This window comes from Winslowiella iniecta (genome assembly GCF_001267535.1).
GTDB lineage: Bacteria > Pseudomonadota > Gammaproteobacteria > Enterobacterales > Enterobacteriaceae > Erwinia > Erwinia iniecta.
Map to the genome: position 1 here is coordinate 111722 of NZ_JRXE01000002.1, position 17307 is coordinate 129028.

General features: G+C 51.7%; 22 protein-coding genes and 1 tRNA gene. 14 read left to right on the plus strand and 9 right to left on the minus strand.

The window, feature by feature from the left end:
* Positions 1-14: 14 nt before the first annotated feature.
* From ypdK to NG42_RS01690, 3 genes are all read right to left on the minus strand, one after another.
* Positions 15-86, minus strand: a complete 72-nt coding sequence (gene ypdK / locus NG42_RS23830) for a membrane protein YpdK (RefSeq protein ID WP_156322224.1) — start codon at positions 84-86, stop codon at positions 15-17.
* 198 nt (positions 87-284) lie between these two features.
* Entirely contained in the window at positions 285-1313 is a 1029-nt protein-coding gene (locus tag NG42_RS01685) for an HlyD family secretion protein (protein WP_052897118.1), read from the minus strand.
* Between the two features lie 2 nt (positions 1314-1315).
* Positions 1316-2920, minus strand: a complete 1605-nt coding sequence (locus NG42_RS01690) for an MFS transporter (protein WP_052897120.1) — start codon at positions 2918-2920, stop codon at positions 1316-1318.
* Positions 2921-3085: 165 nt separating this feature from the next.
* On the opposite strand from NG42_RS01690, the gene NG42_RS01695 reads away from it, so the two are divergent.
* From NG42_RS01695 to NG42_RS01715, 4 genes are all read left to right on the plus strand, one after another.
* Entirely contained in the window at positions 3086-3874 is a 789-nt protein-coding gene (locus NG42_RS01695; RefSeq protein WP_156322222.1) for an IclR family transcriptional regulator, read from the plus strand.
* An 11-nt stretch (positions 3875-3885) separates the two neighbouring features.
* Positions 3886-4338: a universal stress protein gene (locus tag NG42_RS01700; RefSeq protein ID WP_052897122.1), complete on the plus strand. Its 453-nt coding sequence runs from the start codon at positions 3886-3888 to the stop codon at positions 4336-4338.
* Between the two features lie 63 nt (positions 4339-4401).
* Positions 4402-5223, plus strand: a complete 822-nt coding sequence (locus NG42_RS01705) for a hypothetical protein (protein ID WP_052897124.1) — start codon at positions 4402-4404, stop codon at positions 5221-5223.
* A 252-nt stretch (positions 5224-5475) separates the two neighbouring features.
* Positions 5476-5757 (plus strand): hypothetical protein, encoded by a 282-nt coding sequence (locus NG42_RS01715; protein ID WP_052897128.1) that lies wholly within the window; start codon positions 5476-5478, stop codon positions 5755-5757.
* A 246-nt stretch (positions 5758-6003) separates the two neighbouring features.
* Here the strand turns inward: NG42_RS01715 and NG42_RS22980 are convergent, their stop codons facing one another.
* Positions 6004-6162, minus strand: coding sequence for a hypothetical protein (locus NG42_RS22980; protein ID WP_173581508.1), 159 nt, complete (start codon positions 6160-6162; stop codon positions 6004-6006).
* A gap of 277 nt (positions 6163-6439) precedes the next feature.
* Here NG42_RS22980 and NG42_RS01720 point away from each other — a divergent pair, with 277 nt between their 5' ends.
* Complete coding sequence (locus NG42_RS01720) at positions 6440-7330, plus strand: SMP-30/gluconolactonase/LRE family protein (protein WP_052897130.1); 891 nt, start codon at positions 6440-6442, stop codon at positions 7328-7330.
* Positions 7331-7363: 33 nt separating this feature from the next.
* On the opposite strand, the gene NG42_RS01725 is transcribed toward NG42_RS01720, so the two are convergent.
* Together NG42_RS01725 and NG42_RS22555 are read right to left on the minus strand one after the other, a co-directional pair.
* Positions 7364-8596, minus strand: a complete 1233-nt coding sequence (locus NG42_RS01725) for an L-lactate MFS transporter (RefSeq protein WP_052897132.1) — start codon at positions 8594-8596, stop codon at positions 7364-7366.
* Between the two features lie 303 nt (positions 8597-8899).
* Positions 8900-9058 (minus strand): hypothetical protein, encoded by a 159-nt coding sequence (locus NG42_RS22555; protein WP_156322221.1) that lies wholly within the window; start codon positions 9056-9058, stop codon positions 8900-8902.
* 208 nt (positions 9059-9266) lie between these two features.
* On the opposite strand from NG42_RS22555, the gene NG42_RS01730 reads away from it, so the two are divergent.
* The 3 genes from NG42_RS01730 (at position 9267) to NG42_RS01740 (ending at position 11383) form a co-directional block, all read left to right on the plus strand.
* Positions 9267-9515 carry a hypothetical protein gene (locus NG42_RS01730; RefSeq protein ID WP_052897134.1) on the plus strand — a complete coding sequence of 83 codons (249 nt, stop codon included), beginning with the start codon at positions 9267-9269 and terminating at the stop codon, positions 9513-9515.
* Positions 9516-9820: 305 nt separating this feature from the next.
* A complete protein-coding gene (locus NG42_RS01735) occupies positions 9821-10555 on the plus strand; it encodes a helix-turn-helix transcriptional regulator (protein WP_052897136.1) in 735 nt (244 codons plus the stop codon).
* A 90-nt stretch (positions 10556-10645) separates the two neighbouring features.
* Positions 10646-11383 carry a PAS domain-containing protein gene (locus NG42_RS01740; protein ID WP_052897138.1) on the plus strand — a complete coding sequence of 246 codons (738 nt, stop codon included), beginning with the start codon at positions 10646-10648 and terminating at the stop codon, positions 11381-11383.
* A gap of 757 nt (positions 11384-12140) precedes the next feature.
* Here NG42_RS01740 and NG42_RS01745 read toward each other — a convergent pair.
* The 3 genes from NG42_RS01745 to NG42_RS22560 form a co-directional block, all read right to left on the minus strand.
* Positions 12141-12215: transfer RNA gene (locus tag NG42_RS01745), tRNA-Arg, on the minus strand.
* Positions 12216-12289: 74 nt separating this feature from the next.
* On the minus strand, positions 12290-13222 hold the full coding sequence (locus NG42_RS01750) for a formate/nitrite transporter family protein (protein WP_052897139.1): 933 nt from the start codon (positions 13220-13222) through the stop codon (positions 12290-12292).
* On the minus strand, positions 13206-13370 hold the full coding sequence (locus tag NG42_RS22560) for a hypothetical protein (RefSeq protein WP_156322220.1): 165 nt from the start codon (positions 13368-13370) through the stop codon (positions 13206-13208). The genes NG42_RS01750 and NG42_RS22560 overlap by 17 nt, the downstream gene beginning before the upstream one ends.
* A 102-nt stretch (positions 13371-13472) precedes the next feature.
* On the opposite strand from NG42_RS22560, the gene ccmA reads away from it, so the two are divergent.
* The 6 genes from ccmA to NG42_RS23220 form a co-directional block, all read left to right on the plus strand.
* Complete coding sequence (gene ccmA, locus NG42_RS01755; protein WP_052897141.1) at positions 13473-14090, plus strand: cytochrome c biogenesis heme-transporting ATPase CcmA; 618 nt, start codon at positions 13473-13475, stop codon at positions 14088-14090.
* Positions 14090-14749: a heme exporter protein CcmB gene (gene ccmB / locus NG42_RS01760; protein WP_052897143.1), complete on the plus strand. Its 660-nt coding sequence runs from the start codon at positions 14090-14092 to the stop codon at positions 14747-14749. Before ccmA ends, ccmB begins: the two co-directional genes overlap by 1 nt.
* A 60-nt stretch (positions 14750-14809) precedes the next feature.
* Complete coding sequence (locus tag NG42_RS01765; protein WP_052897145.1) at positions 14810-15553, plus strand: heme ABC transporter permease; 744 nt, start codon at positions 14810-14812, stop codon at positions 15551-15553.
* Positions 15550-15777, plus strand: coding sequence for a heme exporter protein CcmD (gene ccmD, locus NG42_RS01770; RefSeq protein WP_052897147.1), 228 nt, complete (start codon positions 15550-15552; stop codon positions 15775-15777). Before NG42_RS01765 ends, ccmD begins: the two co-directional genes overlap by 4 nt.
* Positions 15778-15779: 2 nt before the next feature.
* Entirely contained in the window at positions 15780-16268 is a 489-nt protein-coding gene (ccmE, locus tag NG42_RS01775) for a cytochrome c maturation protein CcmE (RefSeq protein ID WP_052897149.1), read from the plus strand.
* Positions 16265-17307, plus strand: a 1043-nt coding sequence (locus NG42_RS23220) for a heme lyase CcmF/NrfE family subunit (protein ID WP_052897396.1), incomplete at its 3' end; no start/stop codon positions are given. The genes ccmE and NG42_RS23220, both read left to right, overlap by 4 nt.

A 17307-nucleotide genomic window follows, 5' to 3' on the forward strand; every position in this document is an offset into this window, starting at 1 on the left:
GGAGAAATACCGTTTTAAACCATTAACATAAAAGTGCCGACCCAGATGCACAGGAAAAAAGAGATTCCCATCAAAGCGTATTTCACCAGATAACTCCTCTGAGCAGTTACGACAGTGGTGATCCCAGGCCCACATAACGCAACAGATTGAGAGAAAGGTGAGCTTATTAGGGTGCAGCACGCTTTCATCTCAGGTTGCCCCGGGTAACCCGGAGCAGGATCGCGACTAATCTACGCGGAAACATCTGCAAAATAAATAGTCTTGTTCTGAGACGTTCTTAACAATTATTTAACCAGAATCTGTGGCACCACGGACATGCCGACGCGCAGCCGGGCAAGATCCGGCTGGTCAGCATCCAGCACGATTTTTACCGGCAGACGCTGAACCACTTTAGTGAAATTACCGGTGGCGTTATCCGCCGCGATAGCGGAGAAGGTGCTGCCGGTCGCGGGGGCGATGCTGTCAACATGACCACGGAAATGGCTGCCGGGCAGGGCATCCACTTCAATGGCGACCGCCTGACCCGGCTGAACATTTGCCAGCTGCGTTTCAAGGAAGTTCGCCACCACATAGCTTTGCTGTAACGGCACCACCGCCAGTAAACGCGTCCCCGCCGAAACAAACGCCCCTTCACGCAGTGAGCGCTGACCGACCACGCCGGAAACCGGTGCGGTGACGCGGGTATACGAGAGATTAAGCTGCGCCTGATCGACGCTGGCTTGCGAGGCGGCGATATCCGCTTTCGCCTGCTTCAGACTGGCCTGCAAAATCCCGACTTGCTTACTCGACGCCAGCAGCGCGGCCTGATCCTGCTGCACTTGTGCCGCCGCGGCGCGCATGGTTGAGCTGGCTTTTTGCTGTTCGTCAGCGGTGGCGGTACCGGATTTTAACAGCTGACGGTAACGATCCGCATTCTGCCCGGCGTAGCTAAGGGTCGCCTGGCTGGAGCTCACGGCGGCACGGGACTGGTTAATCACCGCCTGCTGCTGATCCAACTGGGCTTCGATGCTGGTCAGCTTCGCCTGACTGATTTGCAGATTGGCCTGCGCGGTTTCCAGCGCCACGCGATAATCGCGATCGTCCAGCGTGGCCAGCAGATCGCCAGCGTTAACCTGCTGGTTATCAGTGACATTCACATTGGCGATATAGCCAGAAATTTTCGGCGCCACCAGCGTATAGTCAGCGGTGATATACGCATCATCGGTGCGATAACTTTTTTGCGTCATCGTCGACCAGATAAACAGCGCGATTGCCAGCAGGATAACCAGCAGCAGTGTCAGCAGAAGGGTTCGTTTTGCAGGTGTGAAACGCATAATCAGGTTCTCGGTGTGTGCGTGACAGGTTGAATAAGGGTTTGCGGCGGCCAGACGCGTTTTGGCAGCCAGACGGTAAGCAGCACCAGCAGGGTGGCGAAGCCGATCAGCATCAGATAGCTATCGCTGATGCTCAGCACCACACTCTGCTGTTTTACCAGCGTGGAGAAATGGCCGATATTTTCGACCGAACTGATGCTGCCATCAGGCAGCAGCGGTGCAGAACGGCTGGCGCTGGCAGCGGAATCGGCGGTCATCAGCCACGGGCGGTTGGCTGCCTGGTCGAGCAGGGTATGTGAATGAAATTGCTGGCGATGGCTGAGAAAACATTCGACCAGGGTGCCCGCCGCCACGCTGGAGAAACCGCGCACGGTGTTAAACATCGCCGAGGCAAACGGGCCTTCTGGCGGCAGTACCACGCTGGTGGCGCTCATCAGCACCGAGACGATCATCATCGGCTGACCAAACGCCTGCATAATCTGAATCATCCAGAAATTCTCACGCGCCCAGTCGCTGGTCAGCTGGGCACCCATCAGGCAGGAGCCGGCCATCAGCGCAGCGCCCAGTGACAGCATCCAGCGGCAATCAATCCAGCGCAGATTCAGCAGCGCAGCAACCAGCGGCGCAATAATTAACTGTGGCAGGCCAATCGTCAGCGCCAGCGGCGCAAACTGCACGGTGCGGAAGCCTTCCACTTGCGCAAAATAGGCCGAAGGCAAGGCTGAACCGGACAGCGCAACGGTCAGCACCCCGGCCAGCACCAGCAGGCCGTGCGCCTGATTTCTGCGTGCCAGAAGCTGTAACTTAAACAGCGGCAGCGGATGAAACCACTCATTAATAAAGAACACCAGCAGCAGCGCCAGCGAACTGAGCAGCATGGCGCAGATTAAAGGCGAGTTCAGCCAGTCCAGCCGTTCGCCCTGCGCCAGCGTCATAATCAGCAATGCCATGCCACTACATCCGGTCAGCATGCCGAACAGGTCGATTTGCTTAAAGCGTTCGAAACGGGTGGGATCCTGCGGTAAGCCCCAGCCGATTAACACGCCGGCCACCAGCATCGGGGGAATCACCTGCCAGAAGACAAATTGCCAGCCCACCGAATCGGTCCAGAATGCCGCCAGTGAAGCGGCCATATTGGGCCCAAAGGTGGCGGTTAATGCATAGGCGCTGAGTCCGAACAGTTTTATCGGCGGTGGCAAAAAGCGCAGGGCGACGGTCATCAGTAATGGCGGTAGCGCCCCACCAAAAATTCCCTGTAGCACGCGCAGCGCGATAACCGTATTGAAATCCGGCGCGAACGGCAGCAGTGCACCGGTCACGGCAAAACCGACCGACACGCCAATGGCAAAGCGACGCAGTGAAAAGGTGACGGCAAACCACGGCGCAATCATCATGGTGGCGACTTCCGCCGCCTGATAAACCGCAATCACCCAGCTACCCTGGTCATAACTGATGCCGAGGGCTGCACGTACGTCAGCCAGTGCAATATCACTGACGCGATCGTTTAAACCCGAGGTGAGCGCAGCGATCAGTACCCCCACTAAACCGAGCGCCAGGCGCAGGGTAAAAGGATGGGGGACCGGTGCCGCAGCGGGCTGGCCGTTCATAGCAGAGGCTCCATAACTAATTCTTATATTCGATGCACTGTATTGCGATGTGATACAGCGGGCTGCATATTACATCGTGGTTTACTGTATTGCAATGTGGTACAAGCTGTAAAAAGTGCGCAATAAGCGCTAAAATCTCTGTGCCCTGATAAGAAAGAGAACATCATGTCTGTGTCTGAAAATCCTCAACGTCGTGACGATGAAAAAGCGGGTGGCATTCAGGTCATCGCTCGCGCCGCGAAAATTCTTAATGCCTTAGGTGAACAGTCGAATGGCATGAGTCTGGGGGAAATTGCCCAGGCGGTCGATCTGCCGCGATCCACCGTGCAGCGTATTGTGGCTGCACTTGATTCTGTCCAGATGGTGCGTATTCAGGGGGCTGGCGGTGTACGTCTCGGGCCTGCGCTGCTGCGGCTGTTGTCCGGTGTGCATACTGATGTGGTGGAAATCGCCAAGCCCTATTTACAGACGCTCTGCGATGCGACGGGCGAAACGGTATCGTTGTCGCGCGCCAGCGGTACACAGCTGGCGATTTTGCACTATGTGGTTGCCGATCGGGAGCTGCGGGTGGTACCACGCATTGGCCTGAACCTGCCGTTGTACAGCACCTCGGGCGGCCGTGCGTTGCTGGCGCTGGAGGGGGATGACGATGCCCGTACGCTGGTGGGCGAGGCGTACAGGGCGATCACGCAAAACACCATTAAAACGCTGCCGGAACTGTTGGCACATCTGAAAGAGGTGCGCCACACCGGCGTCTCTTACGATCGAGGTGAAACGCTGGAGGGCATCTCCACCATGGCGGTAGCCATTGATACCGTGCTTGGGCGTTTCAGCATTTCATTACTGGTGCCCTGTGCACGTTTTCAACTGAACGAAGCGCAGTATCGCGCTGAAATTCTCAAGTGCAAAGAGGCAATGACGCGTGAGATTGGTAAAATTACCGCTCGCGATTAAGGGAGAGAGAGATGAAAACGCTGTTAGTGGCAGTCGATAATTCAGTTGTTGCCCGCAAGGTGGTTACGCTGGCAACCGAACAGGCGCTGGCAATGCAGGCTGAAGTGGTGGTGATTTGTTGTGTTGACCCCAGCTATTCGACCCCGGCCGGTCCGCTGGATATTACCGCCGGTGAAGACCCGGCTGATTTCGGCGCGGCGCAGGATGAACAGAACACCGCCGAAGCCGCCGTGCGACATGCGCTGGCGCAGCTACTGCGCGCCGGGGTGAATGCGCGTGGCCGGGTAGTGGCAGGCGAGTCGGCAGAAACTATTGTGGCGCAGGCCAACGAACTGAAAGCCACAATGATCATTATGGGGCGTCGTCATCTCTCGCCATTTAACCGCTTGCTGAAAGGCTCCGTCAGCGCAGCGGTCATTGAACGTGCGCATTGTCCGGTGCTGGTGGATGTGCGCGCAGAATAACTTTCCGTGAAGGCGGTACGTCAGGTGCCGCCTGAAGTCTCAGTCTGATTCGGGAAAACTGATTTGCATAATCCAACGTTAATCCCTTCGGCCATCGCCCTGCTGGTGCTGTTACTGCTGGCGTTACTGCTGGTTAAAAAAGGTAAAATCGGTCGCCTGAGCGCGTTTTTGCTGGTGATTATTCCGCTGGCGGCAGGCAATGGCTTCTGGTTCGGCTGGATTTACCCGCAACAGAAACAGCAACAATTGCAGGCGGCGAAAATAGCTGACGCACAGGATCTGCTGGCCGCCACGCCGCCGTACCGCACCATCAGGCAGCAACAGCCGGCGTTATATAAACAGATCAATGATCAATTCGTTGCGGCGGTGCGTGCGGGTACCGAGCCGACGAAAGCGCTGGGTCAGTTGCGTCCGATGGTGGCGGAATTGCTTAATCAGCGCACAGGCCGCGCAGACGACGACAGCATTATCAGCTATATGCGGCTGTCGGTCAGCCAGATGCAAAATCTGCGGCAACAGAGCGGAGAGCTGTGTTTTAAATTTTTATTCCCGCAAATCCGTGGCGGCGTAAATAGCGAAGAAGTGTTACCGCAGGCCTTATTGCAGCAGGATCGCCAACAGATGGATGCGCTGTTACGTGGCAGTGAGGGGCCGGAGAAACCTGTTGATATCGCGCAGGCGCGCCAGAGTCTGCAAAGCATCGTGCGTAAGCTGTATGACAAATGGGGCAGCGATCTGCAATTACTCAATTCTCCCACCGACAGCCGCGTTGAACCTGAAAAGATGTGCGATATGACCATCGATCTTTACAGCGCCGTGCTGGCACTTCCTGGCAAACAATCCGCCAACGTTTTACGTATGATGCTCAGCGCTGAAGCCGGATAACAGATAAAAAAAAAGCCCGCTCGCCGCGGGCTTAAAGGTCAAATCATTGTCATTGTAGTCAAAAACCTGGTGTGGCACAGACTGGCTTTCGCTGTCTGATTGCATAATGTCATTAGTGCGTTGATAGCGCCATTCGGTTAATTGAATCGATTCAATCGGTAAAAATTTCCAATTGTTCTGACAATTGAGCATCTGTCCGATTGTTGCTTTCTGCCGGATTGCTATCATGCCGCATCAAAATGAGGAAAAGTGATGAAAATCAAACTTATCAGCGCAATAGCGCTGCTTTTATTAGCTGGCTGTACTTCCAGCAAACCAGGTGCTTTTGAGAAAGTGGATGAAGATCCGTTATCAAATACGGTGCAATATCGTTTTAATCCACAAACAGTTAATCGTGATGCGATGCTCAGTGAACTGGCGAACTATTGTAGCGACAAAGGTTTTGATATCGCAGAGCCTTTACCGGAGCAAAAGAGCAATGTTCCTGGATTAAAGAAGGTTTGGTATCAGTGTAATTACAGTATTAAAGGCTAATCCTCTTTGTAATTGAAGCCGCAGCGCTGTTGGCTGCCGGCGTTCACCCGAATCACTTACTTTATTGCGGCAGGCGGCGATAACGCCGCCGCTACATCATGCTTCCATTTTCTTTTCCCGCAGAAATAGAAAGGGCGGGAAAATTCCCGCCCAAGTTTATTGCTTTATTTTCTTATATTGCTGTGTGCAGGCTTTGCCCACGAATATGAGAATGCTGTGATTCTCATATTTTACTGAATATTTGCATTATCTGCCGCGGTGATGGTGTCCGTGACCATGTCCACCGCCGTGCCAGCCGCCTCCGCCGCCATGCCAGCCACGATCATGATGCCCTGGTGCGACAATACAACCACTTAGCATAGTCATCAGCGCGACAACTGAGACCGCTTTAATTATTGTTTTCACGGTTTTTATCCTTCCTCTTTTCAATGACTACAACTTTACGCAACAAAAGTGGAGGAATAATGCCGGCTTTGTAGAGTTATTTAAGAAGATATTTAAAAATATTTCAGGGAAAAGTGCGTGGCAGAAAGCCGGGAATAAGGAAATAAGAAATAACTGAATGGATCGCTATTATATCGGGAATACTCCGAAAATCAACTTCAATAAGATAATCATTCTCATCTGAAATCCAGCTACAATGAGTGTTATCAGTGTGGACTCAGGACATTAAGAGGGAAATATGGCTTATCAGGTTGAATGTGTGCTGCCGCTGGAAGCTGAACTGGGGGAGTGCCCGTTGTGGTCGCCGGAACATCAGGTGTTGTGGTTCGTTGATATTCTGGCACCGGCGATTCATCGCTTTCACCCGCAGAGTGGTGAATATCACACTTTTCCGCTCAGTGAGGAAGTGGGCTGCATCGGCCTGCGTGCCGGTGGCGGCATTGTTGCCGCGCTGCGTAGCGGCGTCTGGTTCCTTGATGAGCAGGGAAAAATCGAACAAAAAATTGCAGACAATCCTGGTGAAGCCAGTAAAAGCCGCTTTAACGATGGCCGGGTCGATCCCTTTGGTCGCTTCTGGTGTGGCAGCCTGTGGGAGCCGCAGGATCGCAACGGTGGCAAGTTATGCTGCCTGGATTCACAGCTCAGGCTAACGGTGGTTAATGACGATGTAAAAATCTCCAACGGACTGGCTTTCTCGCCGGATCGCCGCTGGATGTATCACACTGATACACCAAATGCGGTGCTCTGGCGCTATCCTGTTGACCCGACCAGCGGTGAAGTGGGTGCCCGTACGCTGTTTAAACGCTTTGATGCGGATCAGGGCGGTTTGCCAGATGGCGCGGCAGTCGACAGTGAGGGCTATTACTGGTCAGCAATGTTTGATGGTGGCCGCGTGGTGCGAATCCATCCTGAAAGCGGTGAGATTGTGGATGAAATTGCGTTACCGGTACGCTGGCCAACCATGGTGGCATTTGGCGGGCCGGATTTGAAAACGCTGTATATCACCAGTTCCCGCGAGAATCGCACTGAGGAAGAGCTAAAACGCTATCCGCTTTCCGGTAATGTGTTCGCGGTACGCGTTAATGTGGCTGGCGTGGTGGAACCGCTGTTTCGCTATCATCAGCGCTAAAAGCCCGGGCCGGAGAGTATCCGGCCCGGGATATCAGGCTTTGCTTTGTTGATAAGCGGTTTTTACTTTCGCCGGCTGATGCGGCAGGCGAATGGTGGTGGAGATAATCAATGAAATCACCAGCAGCGTCATAATCAGGCTAAAGGTGACGGTAAAGCCGCCGAACAGCGAAGCAATCAGTGAACCCATCACGCTGCCGATACCAAACCCCAGATAAATCACGCCGTAGTTTTTCGTCAGGTTATTCAGGCCAAAGAAGTCACTGACCAGCGACGGATAAACGGTAATGGTGCCGCCGAAGCTAAAGGCGACACAGGCAATCGAAATAAAGAAGGTGGTTTCATTCATGCTGGTGAACAGCAGGATGCTCATACCGACCAGCGAGACCACCTGGGCCAGCGTAATTACCCGGATACGCGCCACCTTATCGGACAGCACGCCAAGAATCAGACGACCGCTGAGGTTAGCGATTGCGATAATCGTCACCGCATTGGCGGCGGTTTGCGTGCTGAGATGCACCAGACCTTCACCGATATCTTTTGCCACGCCGATAACATACAGGCCACTCATACAGGCGGTCAGGAACATTAATGCCAGCAGCCAGTATTGCGGCAAGCGCATCGATTCAGCCAGTGAGAAATCACGCACATTCTCGCCGCTACGGCTGGTATTCGGCTGCTGTTTTGGCGCATCCTTCATCAGCAATGCCCCGGCGATAACCATCACCATTGCCATACCGCCCCAGATAATAAAGGTGGTTTCCAGACTGTTGACGCTAAGCAGATAGCTACAGATAAATTTGAAACCCAGACTGCCTAAACCGTAGGCACCGATTGCGCAGGCTGAGATCAGGCCTTTACGCTCCGGGAACCATTTCACACAGTTGGAAAGGGTTATCAGATAACCGGCACCATCAGCCAGACCGACCAGCACGCCCGCGCTGAGATACAGCATAAACAGGTTGTTGGCATGGGCGGTGAGGAAGAAGCCGACCGCCATCAGCAGACCTGCACCGATAGTGACATTGCGCACGCCAAAACGTTCCTGCAATTTACCGGCAACTGAAGAGGCCAGCGCCAGGCCGAGGCTTAGCAGACCGAAAGAGAAGGCGACCTGACTGATCGGTGCATCGAGTTTTTGGGAAAGCTGACTGTTAAACAGGCTCCAGGTATACACCGAACCCAGCGCGAACTGAGTAATGATGGTGCCAAACAGGGTTAGCCAGCGCGTACGATTATGTGGATTCACTGCTGTCTGCGTACTCATAAGTGTTCTCCCGGTGGGGAATGCTGATATTGCAGTAATAGTAAGGTGCAGCAGCGGGGGAACGGGTAAATCTGGCATGAACTGACGCAGGTGCGGAATGAAATGCATTGAAAACAGCATAAACGGCATTGATTGCGGGTTTTATGCCCTTAAAGACGGGTAAGAGCAGCGTTAAATACGTTATCTGTGCGCAGATTATATGTAAACAATTTTCGTAACCGTGCATCACCCTGATAACTTTTCCAGTTGCAAATCAACCGCTGAGTAACGCAAGACGCTGTTACTCAGCCTGACTGCGACAGCTTATTGCGACGGCTTATCATCCAGTGGATACAGCAGCTCTTTAATGATGACTATCCGCTGCTCGGGCGTCAGCCAGAAAAAGCGCCGCAGTTTTTGGGGTTGCGGTTCACTGCGCCAGATGCGCAGAAGCTGATTTATAAACGCAATTGTTGAGTGCATAACGGCCTCCTGTGATGTTAATGAGAAGATAAGCCGTTAAATACGGAACAAATAGTGATGGAATAATTAATTAACTTCCGGGTTTATTAATGTGTCTGAAACAGACAGATAATTCTGATTAGGGTTTCAAAATGTTGCTCAGAGCGGATTATCCCGACCTGACACGGATTATTTTGCCAGGCTTAAAGTCCCAACAACAGGAGGCTATATGAAAGACCGAGCATATGAATCCGCATCAAACGAGGACGAAGTCTGCTGTTTAATCGGTCAGGCTGTGATTGAACTGAGTGATGCAAATCAACCTGTCAATAAGTCAACGCTATCGCTGAAGTTGTTGTCGATGGCGGATCGGGACAGTGACGATGATAAAGTGATACTTTACTGGATCGCCAGAAAAGCCATCACTCAACCCCATAAGTTCAATATTGGTGTTACGCGCTGGGCAAATACCCAGTAGCTCAATGGCAGGCAGGGATGCTTGCCGAAAAGTTTAAGATTGATGTTAATGTTTACGCCGCCAGCGATACCGCAAATCCGCACGTCGTTTATCTCACTGAAAACACATCAAACCCTTTTGCCGCGCCGGTTAACAAAGGCTTAACGGTGGGGTTGCTTGTGCGGTAACAGCTAAATTTAGGACGAATCACTGTCTTGCCGCGCCTGTTTGAAAAGTATACGATAGTGTAAAGCCTATACTTTGATACAGGTTTGGTATGGAGCCATGGTGGGCTTCGAATGGAGTAATATATACAAGGAGTTAATATGACAATCAGCAATAATGATCCCTCATTAGCGCCCTCTAAAGAACTTATTCTGCCTAAAATGCTCACTCGTACGCTTGATCAACTGCCTGAGCCTTACGCTATCAAAGACTTAAGCTCCCGATATATCTATGCAAATTTAGCACTAGTCAAATTGACAGGGTTACGCTCACCAGATGATATGCTTTATAAGCGGGAGTATGAGTTTCAATCACGTTTGATGGAAAACGAGACGGTGGTTAATGAGTGGCAAAATCAGGATCGCATAGTTGCTAATGGCAGAAAACCATTAACTATGCTTGAAATACATCCTGAGGCAGTAGAATTTCCATATATAGTAAGGAAAGTTCCTTTCTACGATGATAATAATAATTGTGCTGGCGTAATAACATACTCAAAAAACCTTGAAGTATTTACTCTTAAAGACTTTGCTAAAGGTAATACTCCCGGATCACTATTATTGAGTAAACCTGATGACTTTTTTTCGGAAAAAGAGTGCGAGATTATTTTCCTTAAATTACAAGGGATGACTAGCAAAGAGGTTGGCAACCGACTGCATCTTTCACCACGTACCGTAGATAATCGATTGATGCGTTTATACGATAAAGTAGGGGTAAACCACTTTGACGATTTTAGTGAGTTTTGTGAGCAACGTGATTATAATCGCTATCTTCCTAAGAAATTCATTTTGCAGCAGAAAGTAACTTTTGAGAAAAAGTTGAACAGAGTGAGATAGATTAAAAAATATAACTATCATGATTGCATTGCAGAGTATATGCATTGCTTCCGAATCTTAGATGCCTGAAAAAAATTAAAAGGAGTTCTTATGTCTCATGATGGAAATTTCGTGCAAACAAAACACACTTCACAATCATTAATCCTACCTAAAATACTCACTAATACACTTGATCAGCTTCATGACCCCTATGTGATCAAAGACCTCGAATCTCGTTATATCTATGCAAATCGGGCAGTGGCTAAGCTAGCTGGTTTACGTTCACCTGATAATATGCTCTCCAAACAGGAAGGAGAGATACAGTCACGGTTAACAGAGAATTCATCAATCGTTGATGAGTGGCAAAATCAGGATCGTTTAGTGATGCAAAGCGGAAAGGCTATAACGATGTTGGAGATACACCTACAGCAGGTAGAAAAACCTTATATTGTAAGAAAAATCCCTTTCTACGGTGAAGACGACCAGTGCATAGGGGTTGTTGCTTATTCGAGAAGTCTTGAGCGCTTGAACCTTAAAAAATTTGTTAAAATCAACGCCCCCAGTTCCCTGCTGCTTAATAAACCTGATGAATTTTTTACTGAACAAGAGTGTGAGTTTATCTTTCTGAAACTGCAACGAATGAGTAATAAGGACATTGCTAATACCTTACAGATTGCTTCCGCTACGGTTGATCAGCAGATCGGCCAACTGTATGAAAAATGTGGCGTCACTCATCCTGATGACTTTATCGAGTTTTGTGAACGACGTAACTACCATCGCTATCTTCCCGAAAGCTTTCTCCAGCAGAAAGGAAATGTATTCAAAAAGAATAATAACTTTATTATTTAATGATTAATTATTAGGTTTATCATAAGGCGACAAGCAGAGTGGCAGTTTAGCGAGTGAAAACATCTCTGCTTTAGCTGCTGTTGTTTTTTTGATCAAGCAATACGATGTTCGGTTACGATGCATGAATGAGACGGCAGGCTCATATTGGCGGCGTTATAGTCGATCCTGAAGCATGTAATTGACAGATTACGCAGGGTATAGACTACTCAATAAGTAGAGTAATTATTACACTTAAAAGCCTGATTTTTAACGCTAGACTCCTCACTGATCCTGACATCACAAAGCAATTAATATATTTCTAATGCAATTTTAAATATAGAAATAATTAGCTCGAAAATTAACCAGTGCTTAGCAAAAAAAAAGCCCCTTACCGTGGGTAAGGGGTTGCCACTTTGGCCAACACCAGGGAAATCGTTTTTGTAAGTGAACCTATCCTTTGGTATAGGTTTTAAAAACATCCTATACGTTTTTTTAGCATTGAGCAAGCGATTAAAGAAATAACAATGCCAATCTTTTGATCCGGGTTGTTATTTAATGCGGCTTATTAATACTGTGCTAATGGTATTGTCACTGAGATTGAAGTCGCAATTTTACCGCCTTGCGTGTTTCGCTGGTGTTATAGGTAAATAGCTTATTCGTTATCAGACTTATTATATGCAAATAGCAAAGGTTTATTATCACGCAGGTAAACGGCTGGCGGGCGGGCTGTATAACTGTATAGAGATTGCGAAGAAGGTAAGGCTAAGATATGACGCGATGGCGTCCCCTGCAGGAATCGAACCTACAACTAGCCCTTAGGAGGGGCTCGTTATATCCATTTAACTAAGGGGACGAGGACGGGCAGTATAGCGCGTTTTTTCTCGCAGATTAACCAGTTACCCGTCCAATCGCTCATTCTGTCGCCAATCAGGACTGACTATTTTCTGCCGACTGCTTTTCGCGCTCTGCCCGGCGTTTTTTGGCTGCGGCTTCTGCCTTCGCTTTCTGACTAATTTCATTACGAATTTGTGCGTGGCTGATCAGCGCAAAGATAAAGGTTCCGCCAATAATGTTGCCTGCCAGCGTCGGCAGGGCGAAAGGCCAGAAAAACTCATGCCAGCTGATGCTGCCGTTAAACACCAGATAAAGCACCTCGACCGAACCCACCACGATATGCGCTAAATCACCCAGTGCCACTAACCACGTCATCATAATGATCACCACGATTTTAGCTGCACCGGCAGAAGGGAACATCCAGACCATCGTGGCGATAATCCAGCCGGAAACCACCGCGTTGGCGAACATTTCGGCCGGTGGGTTGGCCATGACTTTTTCACTGATATGGGTAAAGGCGTCTCGCGTGGCATCATCAAAAATAGGCATATGATTAAACGCCAGCGCGGCCAGCCCGGTGCCAACAATATTGCCAATTAACACAATGCCCCACAGGCGAAACAGTAATAAAAAATTGCTGCCGGTGGGTTTATGCATGATCGGCAGCACGGCGGTCACGGTATTTTCGGTAAACAGTTGTTGGCGCGCCATAATCACTATGACAAAACCAAAGGTATAACCGAGATTTTCCAGCAGAAATCCGCCGGGAATATCGCCAAGATGTACCTGAAAAATGCCTTTGGCCATCAGTGAGGCACCCATTGACAGGCCAGCGGCAACCGCAGACCACAGCAGAGCCATACTGTCGCGCTCCAGCTCTTTTTCGCCGTCCTGACGAATTTGCTCATGAATCGCCGCCGCTGCCGAAGGCAGCTCTTCTTCATCTACCTCAATGTCTTTACCCTGTTCATTCTCTTCACTCTCAACTTCCACCTCATCCGGTTGATTTTTATTTTGCTGCGCCATGATCTTCCCCACTGATTGCTGACATTATGCTTTCTAAGCGTAGTGGGTTTTTATCACCGCGATAAAATGTAACTTCAGGTGATAAGAAGGGTAACAAAGCTTTAACTTTGTACTTATTTTCATCAATTATTGGTGCTATTGCTGGCATATCCACCATCTTGTCAGGGTCAATAAGGCTGATCAGGCTGCTAAGTAATGCTCCCTTATGTTACTATTCTGATCCAAATTATTAGGTGCGACTCTCTCCCCCATGCTGGAAGCTAAAAATCTGACATGTATCCGCGATGAACGATTTCTGTTTAGCGACCTGAGTTTTCTGGTTTCAGCAGGCGATATCGTGCAGATCGAAGGGCCAAACGGTGCCGGTAAAACGTCGTTGCTGCGTCTGCTGGCCGGGCTTAGCCGGGCGGAAAGCGGTGAAGTGTTCTGGTGTCAGCAGAATATTCGCCAGCATCGCGACCAGTGGCATAGCGAATTACTTTATCTCGGACATCATCCGGGAGTTAAAGCGGTATTAACCCCGCTGGAAAACCTCGCCTTTTACCATCCCGGATGCGATGAAAATCAACTGTTCGCGGCGCTGGAAGCGGTTGACCTGCTGGGTTTTGAAGAGTTGGCAGTGGCTCAACTTTCGGCCGGGCAGCAGCGGCGTGTGGCACTGGCTCGTTTATGGCTGAGTCGCGCCAGATTATGGATTCTTGATGAGCCACTGACGGCGATTGATAAATCAGGCGTAGAAAAACTGATGGCACTCTTTTCACAGCATGCGCAGCAGGGCGGGGCGGTGATTTTAACCACTCACCAGGATCTGCCGGATGCGGTTCAGACGGTACGCAAAATTCAGCTGACCGCAGCGGAGGTGGTGTGATGCTGCTGCGCGTGATTAAGCGTGAGCTGCAAATCGCCTTTCGCAGCGGTGCGGAAATCATCAACCCCCTGTGGTTCTTCCTGATTGTTATTACCCTGTTTCCACTCGGCGTTGGCCCGGAGCCGCAGCTGCTGGCGCGAATTGCGCCTGGCATCGTCTGGGTCGCGGCGTTACTTTCATCGCTGCTGGCGCTGGAGCGACTGTTTCGCGACGACTTTATGGATGGCTCGCTGGAGCAACTGTTGCTGCTGCCGACCCCGCTGGCAATCACCGTACTTGGCAAAGTCGTGGCGCACTGGCTGATCACCGGTTTGCCACTGTTACTGCTGTCGCCACTGGCGGCACTGTTGCTGTCGCTGGATTTTGCCAGCTGGCGTGCCATGGCGCTGACACTGTTGCTGGGTACCCCGACGTTAAGTTTTCTCGGCGCGATTGGTGTGGCGCTGACGGTCGGATTACGCCGTGGCGGTGTGCTGTTAAGTTTGCTGGTGTTGCCACTGGCCATTCCGGTACTGATTTTTGCCAGCGCGGCCATTGATGCCGCCGGTCAGGGGTTAGCGATTGACGGTTATCTGGCAATTCTTGGTGCGATGATGATTGGCAGTGCCACGCTGGCCCCCTTTGCCACTGCGGCCGCCCTGCGCATCAGCCTGCATTAACCGCTGCCGCAGCGCTTCGGCAACAGACAAAATTTTTTATTCTATTGTGAGCAATTAAACATGTGGAAGTGGTTACATCAGCTGGCGAAGCCGGAGCGGCTTTATCAGTTATGTGGGCGTCTGGTGCCCTGGTTTACCCTTGCCGGTCTGGCATCCCTGCTGCTCGGTTGGATATGGGGCTTCGGCTTCGCACCGGCGGATTATCAGCAGGGTGACAGTTATCGCATTATCTATATTCACGTACCGGCAGCGATGTGGTCGATGGGGATTTACGCCTCAATGGCTATCGCGGCGTTTACCGGGCTGGTGTGGCAGATTAAAACTGCCGATCTGGCGGCGGCAGCGATGGCACCGGTCGGCGCGGTATTTACCTTTATTGCGCTGGTAACCGGTTCTGCCTGGGGAAAACCGATGTGGGGCACCTGGTGGATCTGGGATGCGCGACTGACGTCCGAGCTGGTACTGCTGTTCCTGTATATGGGGGTGATTGCGCTCTACAGCTCGTTTGAGGATCGCCGGGTGGCCGGGCGCGCCGCCGGGATTCTGATCCTGGTCGGGGTGGTGAATATTCCGATTATTCATTACTCGGTACAGTGGTGGAATACCCTGCATCAGGGCTCGTCCGGTGCGCTGCAACAGGCGATTGCACCGAGTATGCGCACCCCGCTGCGCTGGTCGATTCTCGGTTATCTGCTGGTGTTTATTGCTCTGACGCTGATGCGCCTGCGTAATTTGCTGCTGCTGACCGAACGTCATCGCCCGTGGGTGACGGATGTCGCCGCGAAGGGAGGGCGCAAAGCATGATGCCGGCTTTCTCTTCCTGGCAAACCTTCTTCGCCATGGGTGGCTATGCCTTTTATGTCTGGCTGGCCGTCTGTTTCACCGTGATTCCGCTGGCGGTGCTGTTTATTCACAGCGTGCTGCAACGTCGTCGGTTGCTGGCAGACATCCGCCAGCGCCAGTCGCGCGAACGTCGTATCCGTGCGGCAAAAACCAAAAAAGCCGTCACTGAAGCGGCAGGAGAGTAACCGTGAATACCCGTCGTAAGAATCGCCTGTATCTGATCGTGGCGATACTGATTGGCCTGGGTCTGGCGACCGCACTGGTGATGTATGCCCTGCGATCGAATATCGACCTGTTTTATACACCCGGTGAAATTATCAATGGCAAAGGCGCGGCGCAGGAAAAACCTGAAGCTGGCCAGCGCCTGCGCGTTGGCGGCATGGTGATGCCGGGCAGTGTGAAGCGCGATCCGCAGACGCTGCGCGTCTCGTTCAAGCTGTATGACGCCAATGGCGTGGTCAGCGTCAGCTACGAAGGCATTTTGCCGGATCTGTTCCGCGAAGGGCAGGGCGTGGTGGCACAAGGCGTGCTGGAGCCGGGCAATCTGATCAATGCCAAAGAAGTGCTGGCCAAACATGATGAAAAATACACCCCACCGGAAATTGAAGATGCAATGAAGCAGAACCATAAACGGCCTGCCGATGCATATCAGCCCGCACAAGGGGGCCAGTCATGATCCCGGAAATTGGCAGTTTTCTGCTCTGTCTGGCACTGGCGCTGTCGCTGCTGTTAAGTATTTACCCGCTGTGGGGCGCAGCGCGCCAGGACGCACGCCTGATGGCGCTGGCTCGCCCGCTGACTTACGGGCTGTTTTGCTGTATTGCCGCCGCCTTCGCGATACTGGTACATGCCTTTATCGTCAATGATTTCAGCGTGGCCTATGTGGCGACCAATTCCAACACGCTGCTGCCGGTCTACTACCGCATTGCCGCCACCTGGGGCGCGCATGAAGGCTCGCTGCTGCTGTGGGTGCTGTTGCTGAGTAGCTGGACGCTGCTGGTCGCGCTGTTCAGTCGCGGTATGCCGCTGGATTCCATCGCCCGTGTGCTGGCGGTGATGGGGATGATTAACCTCGGTTTCCTGCTGTTTATCACCCTGACGTCGAATCCGTTTACCCGCACATTACCGGATATTCCCATCGACGGCAGCGACCTCAATCCGATGTTGCAGGATATCGGACTGATCTTCCATCCGCCGCTGCTGTATATGGGTTATGTCGGTTTCTCGGTAGCGTTCGCGTTTGCGATTGCGTCATTAATGGCCGGTCGTCTGGATACCGCGTGGGCGCGCTGGTCGCGTCCGTGGACCACCGCCGCCTGGGTGTTTCTGACCATCGGTATCGTGCTGGGTTCTGCCTGGGCCTACTATGAGCTGGGCTGGGGCGGCTGGTGGTTCTGGGATCCGGTTGAAAACGCCTCATTTATGCCGTGGCTGGCCGGTACTGCACTGATCCACTCGCTGGCAGTGACGGAAAAACGCGGCACCTTTAAAGCCTGGACGGTACTGCTGGCGATTACCGCGTTTTCGCTCAGCCTGCTGGGGACATTCCTGGTGCGTTCCGGTGTGCTGGTGTCGGTGCACTCCTTTGCCTCCGATCCGGCGCGCGGCATGTTTATCCTCGCATTCCTGGTGATTGTTATCGGTGGTTCGCTGCTGCTGTACGCGGTGAAAGGCGGCAAAGTGCGTGGTCGGGTGCTGAATGAGCTGTGGTCGCG

Excerpts from the sequence above, each read along its gene's own strand:
- NG42_RS01685 (WP_052897118.1), bottom strand. The coding sequence starts at position 1,313 with ATGCGTTTCACACCTGCAAAACGAACCCTTCTGCTGACACTGCTGCTG.
- NG42_RS01690 (WP_052897120.1), bottom strand. The coding sequence starts at position 2,920 with ATGAACGGCCAGCCCGCTGCGGCACCGGTCCCCCATCCTTTTACCCTG.
- NG42_RS01695 (WP_156322222.1), top strand. The coding sequence starts at position 3,086 with ATGTCTGTGTCTGAAAATCCTCAACGTCGTGACGATGAAAAAGCGGGT.
- NG42_RS01700 (WP_052897122.1), top strand. The coding sequence starts at position 3,886 with ATGAAAACGCTGTTAGTGGCAGTCGATAATTCAGTTGTTGCCCGCAAG.
- NG42_RS01715 (WP_052897128.1), top strand. The coding sequence starts at position 5,476 with ATGAAAATCAAACTTATCAGCGCAATAGCGCTGCTTTTATTAGCTGGC.
- NG42_RS01720 (WP_052897130.1), top strand. The coding sequence starts at position 6,440 with ATGGCTTATCAGGTTGAATGTGTGCTGCCGCTGGAAGCTGAACTGGGG.
- NG42_RS01725 (WP_052897132.1), bottom strand. The coding sequence starts at position 8,596 with ATGAGTACGCAGACAGCAGTGAATCCACATAATCGTACGCGCTGGCTA.
- NG42_RS22555 (WP_156322221.1), bottom strand. The coding sequence starts at position 9,058 with ATGCACTCAACAATTGCGTTTATAAATCAGCTTCTGCGCATCTGGCGC.
- NG42_RS01730 (WP_052897134.1), top strand. The coding sequence starts at position 9,267 with ATGAAAGACCGAGCATATGAATCCGCATCAAACGAGGACGAAGTCTGC.
- NG42_RS01735 (WP_052897136.1), top strand. The coding sequence starts at position 9,821 with ATGACAATCAGCAATAATGATCCCTCATTAGCGCCCTCTAAAGAACTT.
- NG42_RS01740 (WP_052897138.1), top strand. The coding sequence starts at position 10,646 with ATGTCTCATGATGGAAATTTCGTGCAAACAAAACACACTTCACAATCA.
- NG42_RS01750 (WP_052897139.1), bottom strand. The coding sequence starts at position 13,222 with ATGGCGCAGCAAAATAAAAATCAACCGGATGAGGTGGAAGTTGAGAGT.
- NG42_RS22560 (WP_156322220.1), bottom strand. The coding sequence starts at position 13,370 with ATGCCAGCAATAGCACCAATAATTGATGAAAATAAGTACAAAGTTAAA.
- ccmA (WP_052897141.1), top strand. The coding sequence starts at position 13,473 with ATGCTGGAAGCTAAAAATCTGACATGTATCCGCGATGAACGATTTCTG.
- ccmB (WP_052897143.1), top strand. The coding sequence starts at position 14,090 with ATGCTGCTGCGCGTGATTAAGCGTGAGCTGCAAATCGCCTTTCGCAGC.
- NG42_RS01765 (WP_052897145.1), top strand. The coding sequence starts at position 14,810 with ATGTGGAAGTGGTTACATCAGCTGGCGAAGCCGGAGCGGCTTTATCAG.
- ccmD (WP_052897147.1), top strand. The coding sequence starts at position 15,550 with ATGATGCCGGCTTTCTCTTCCTGGCAAACCTTCTTCGCCATGGGTGGC.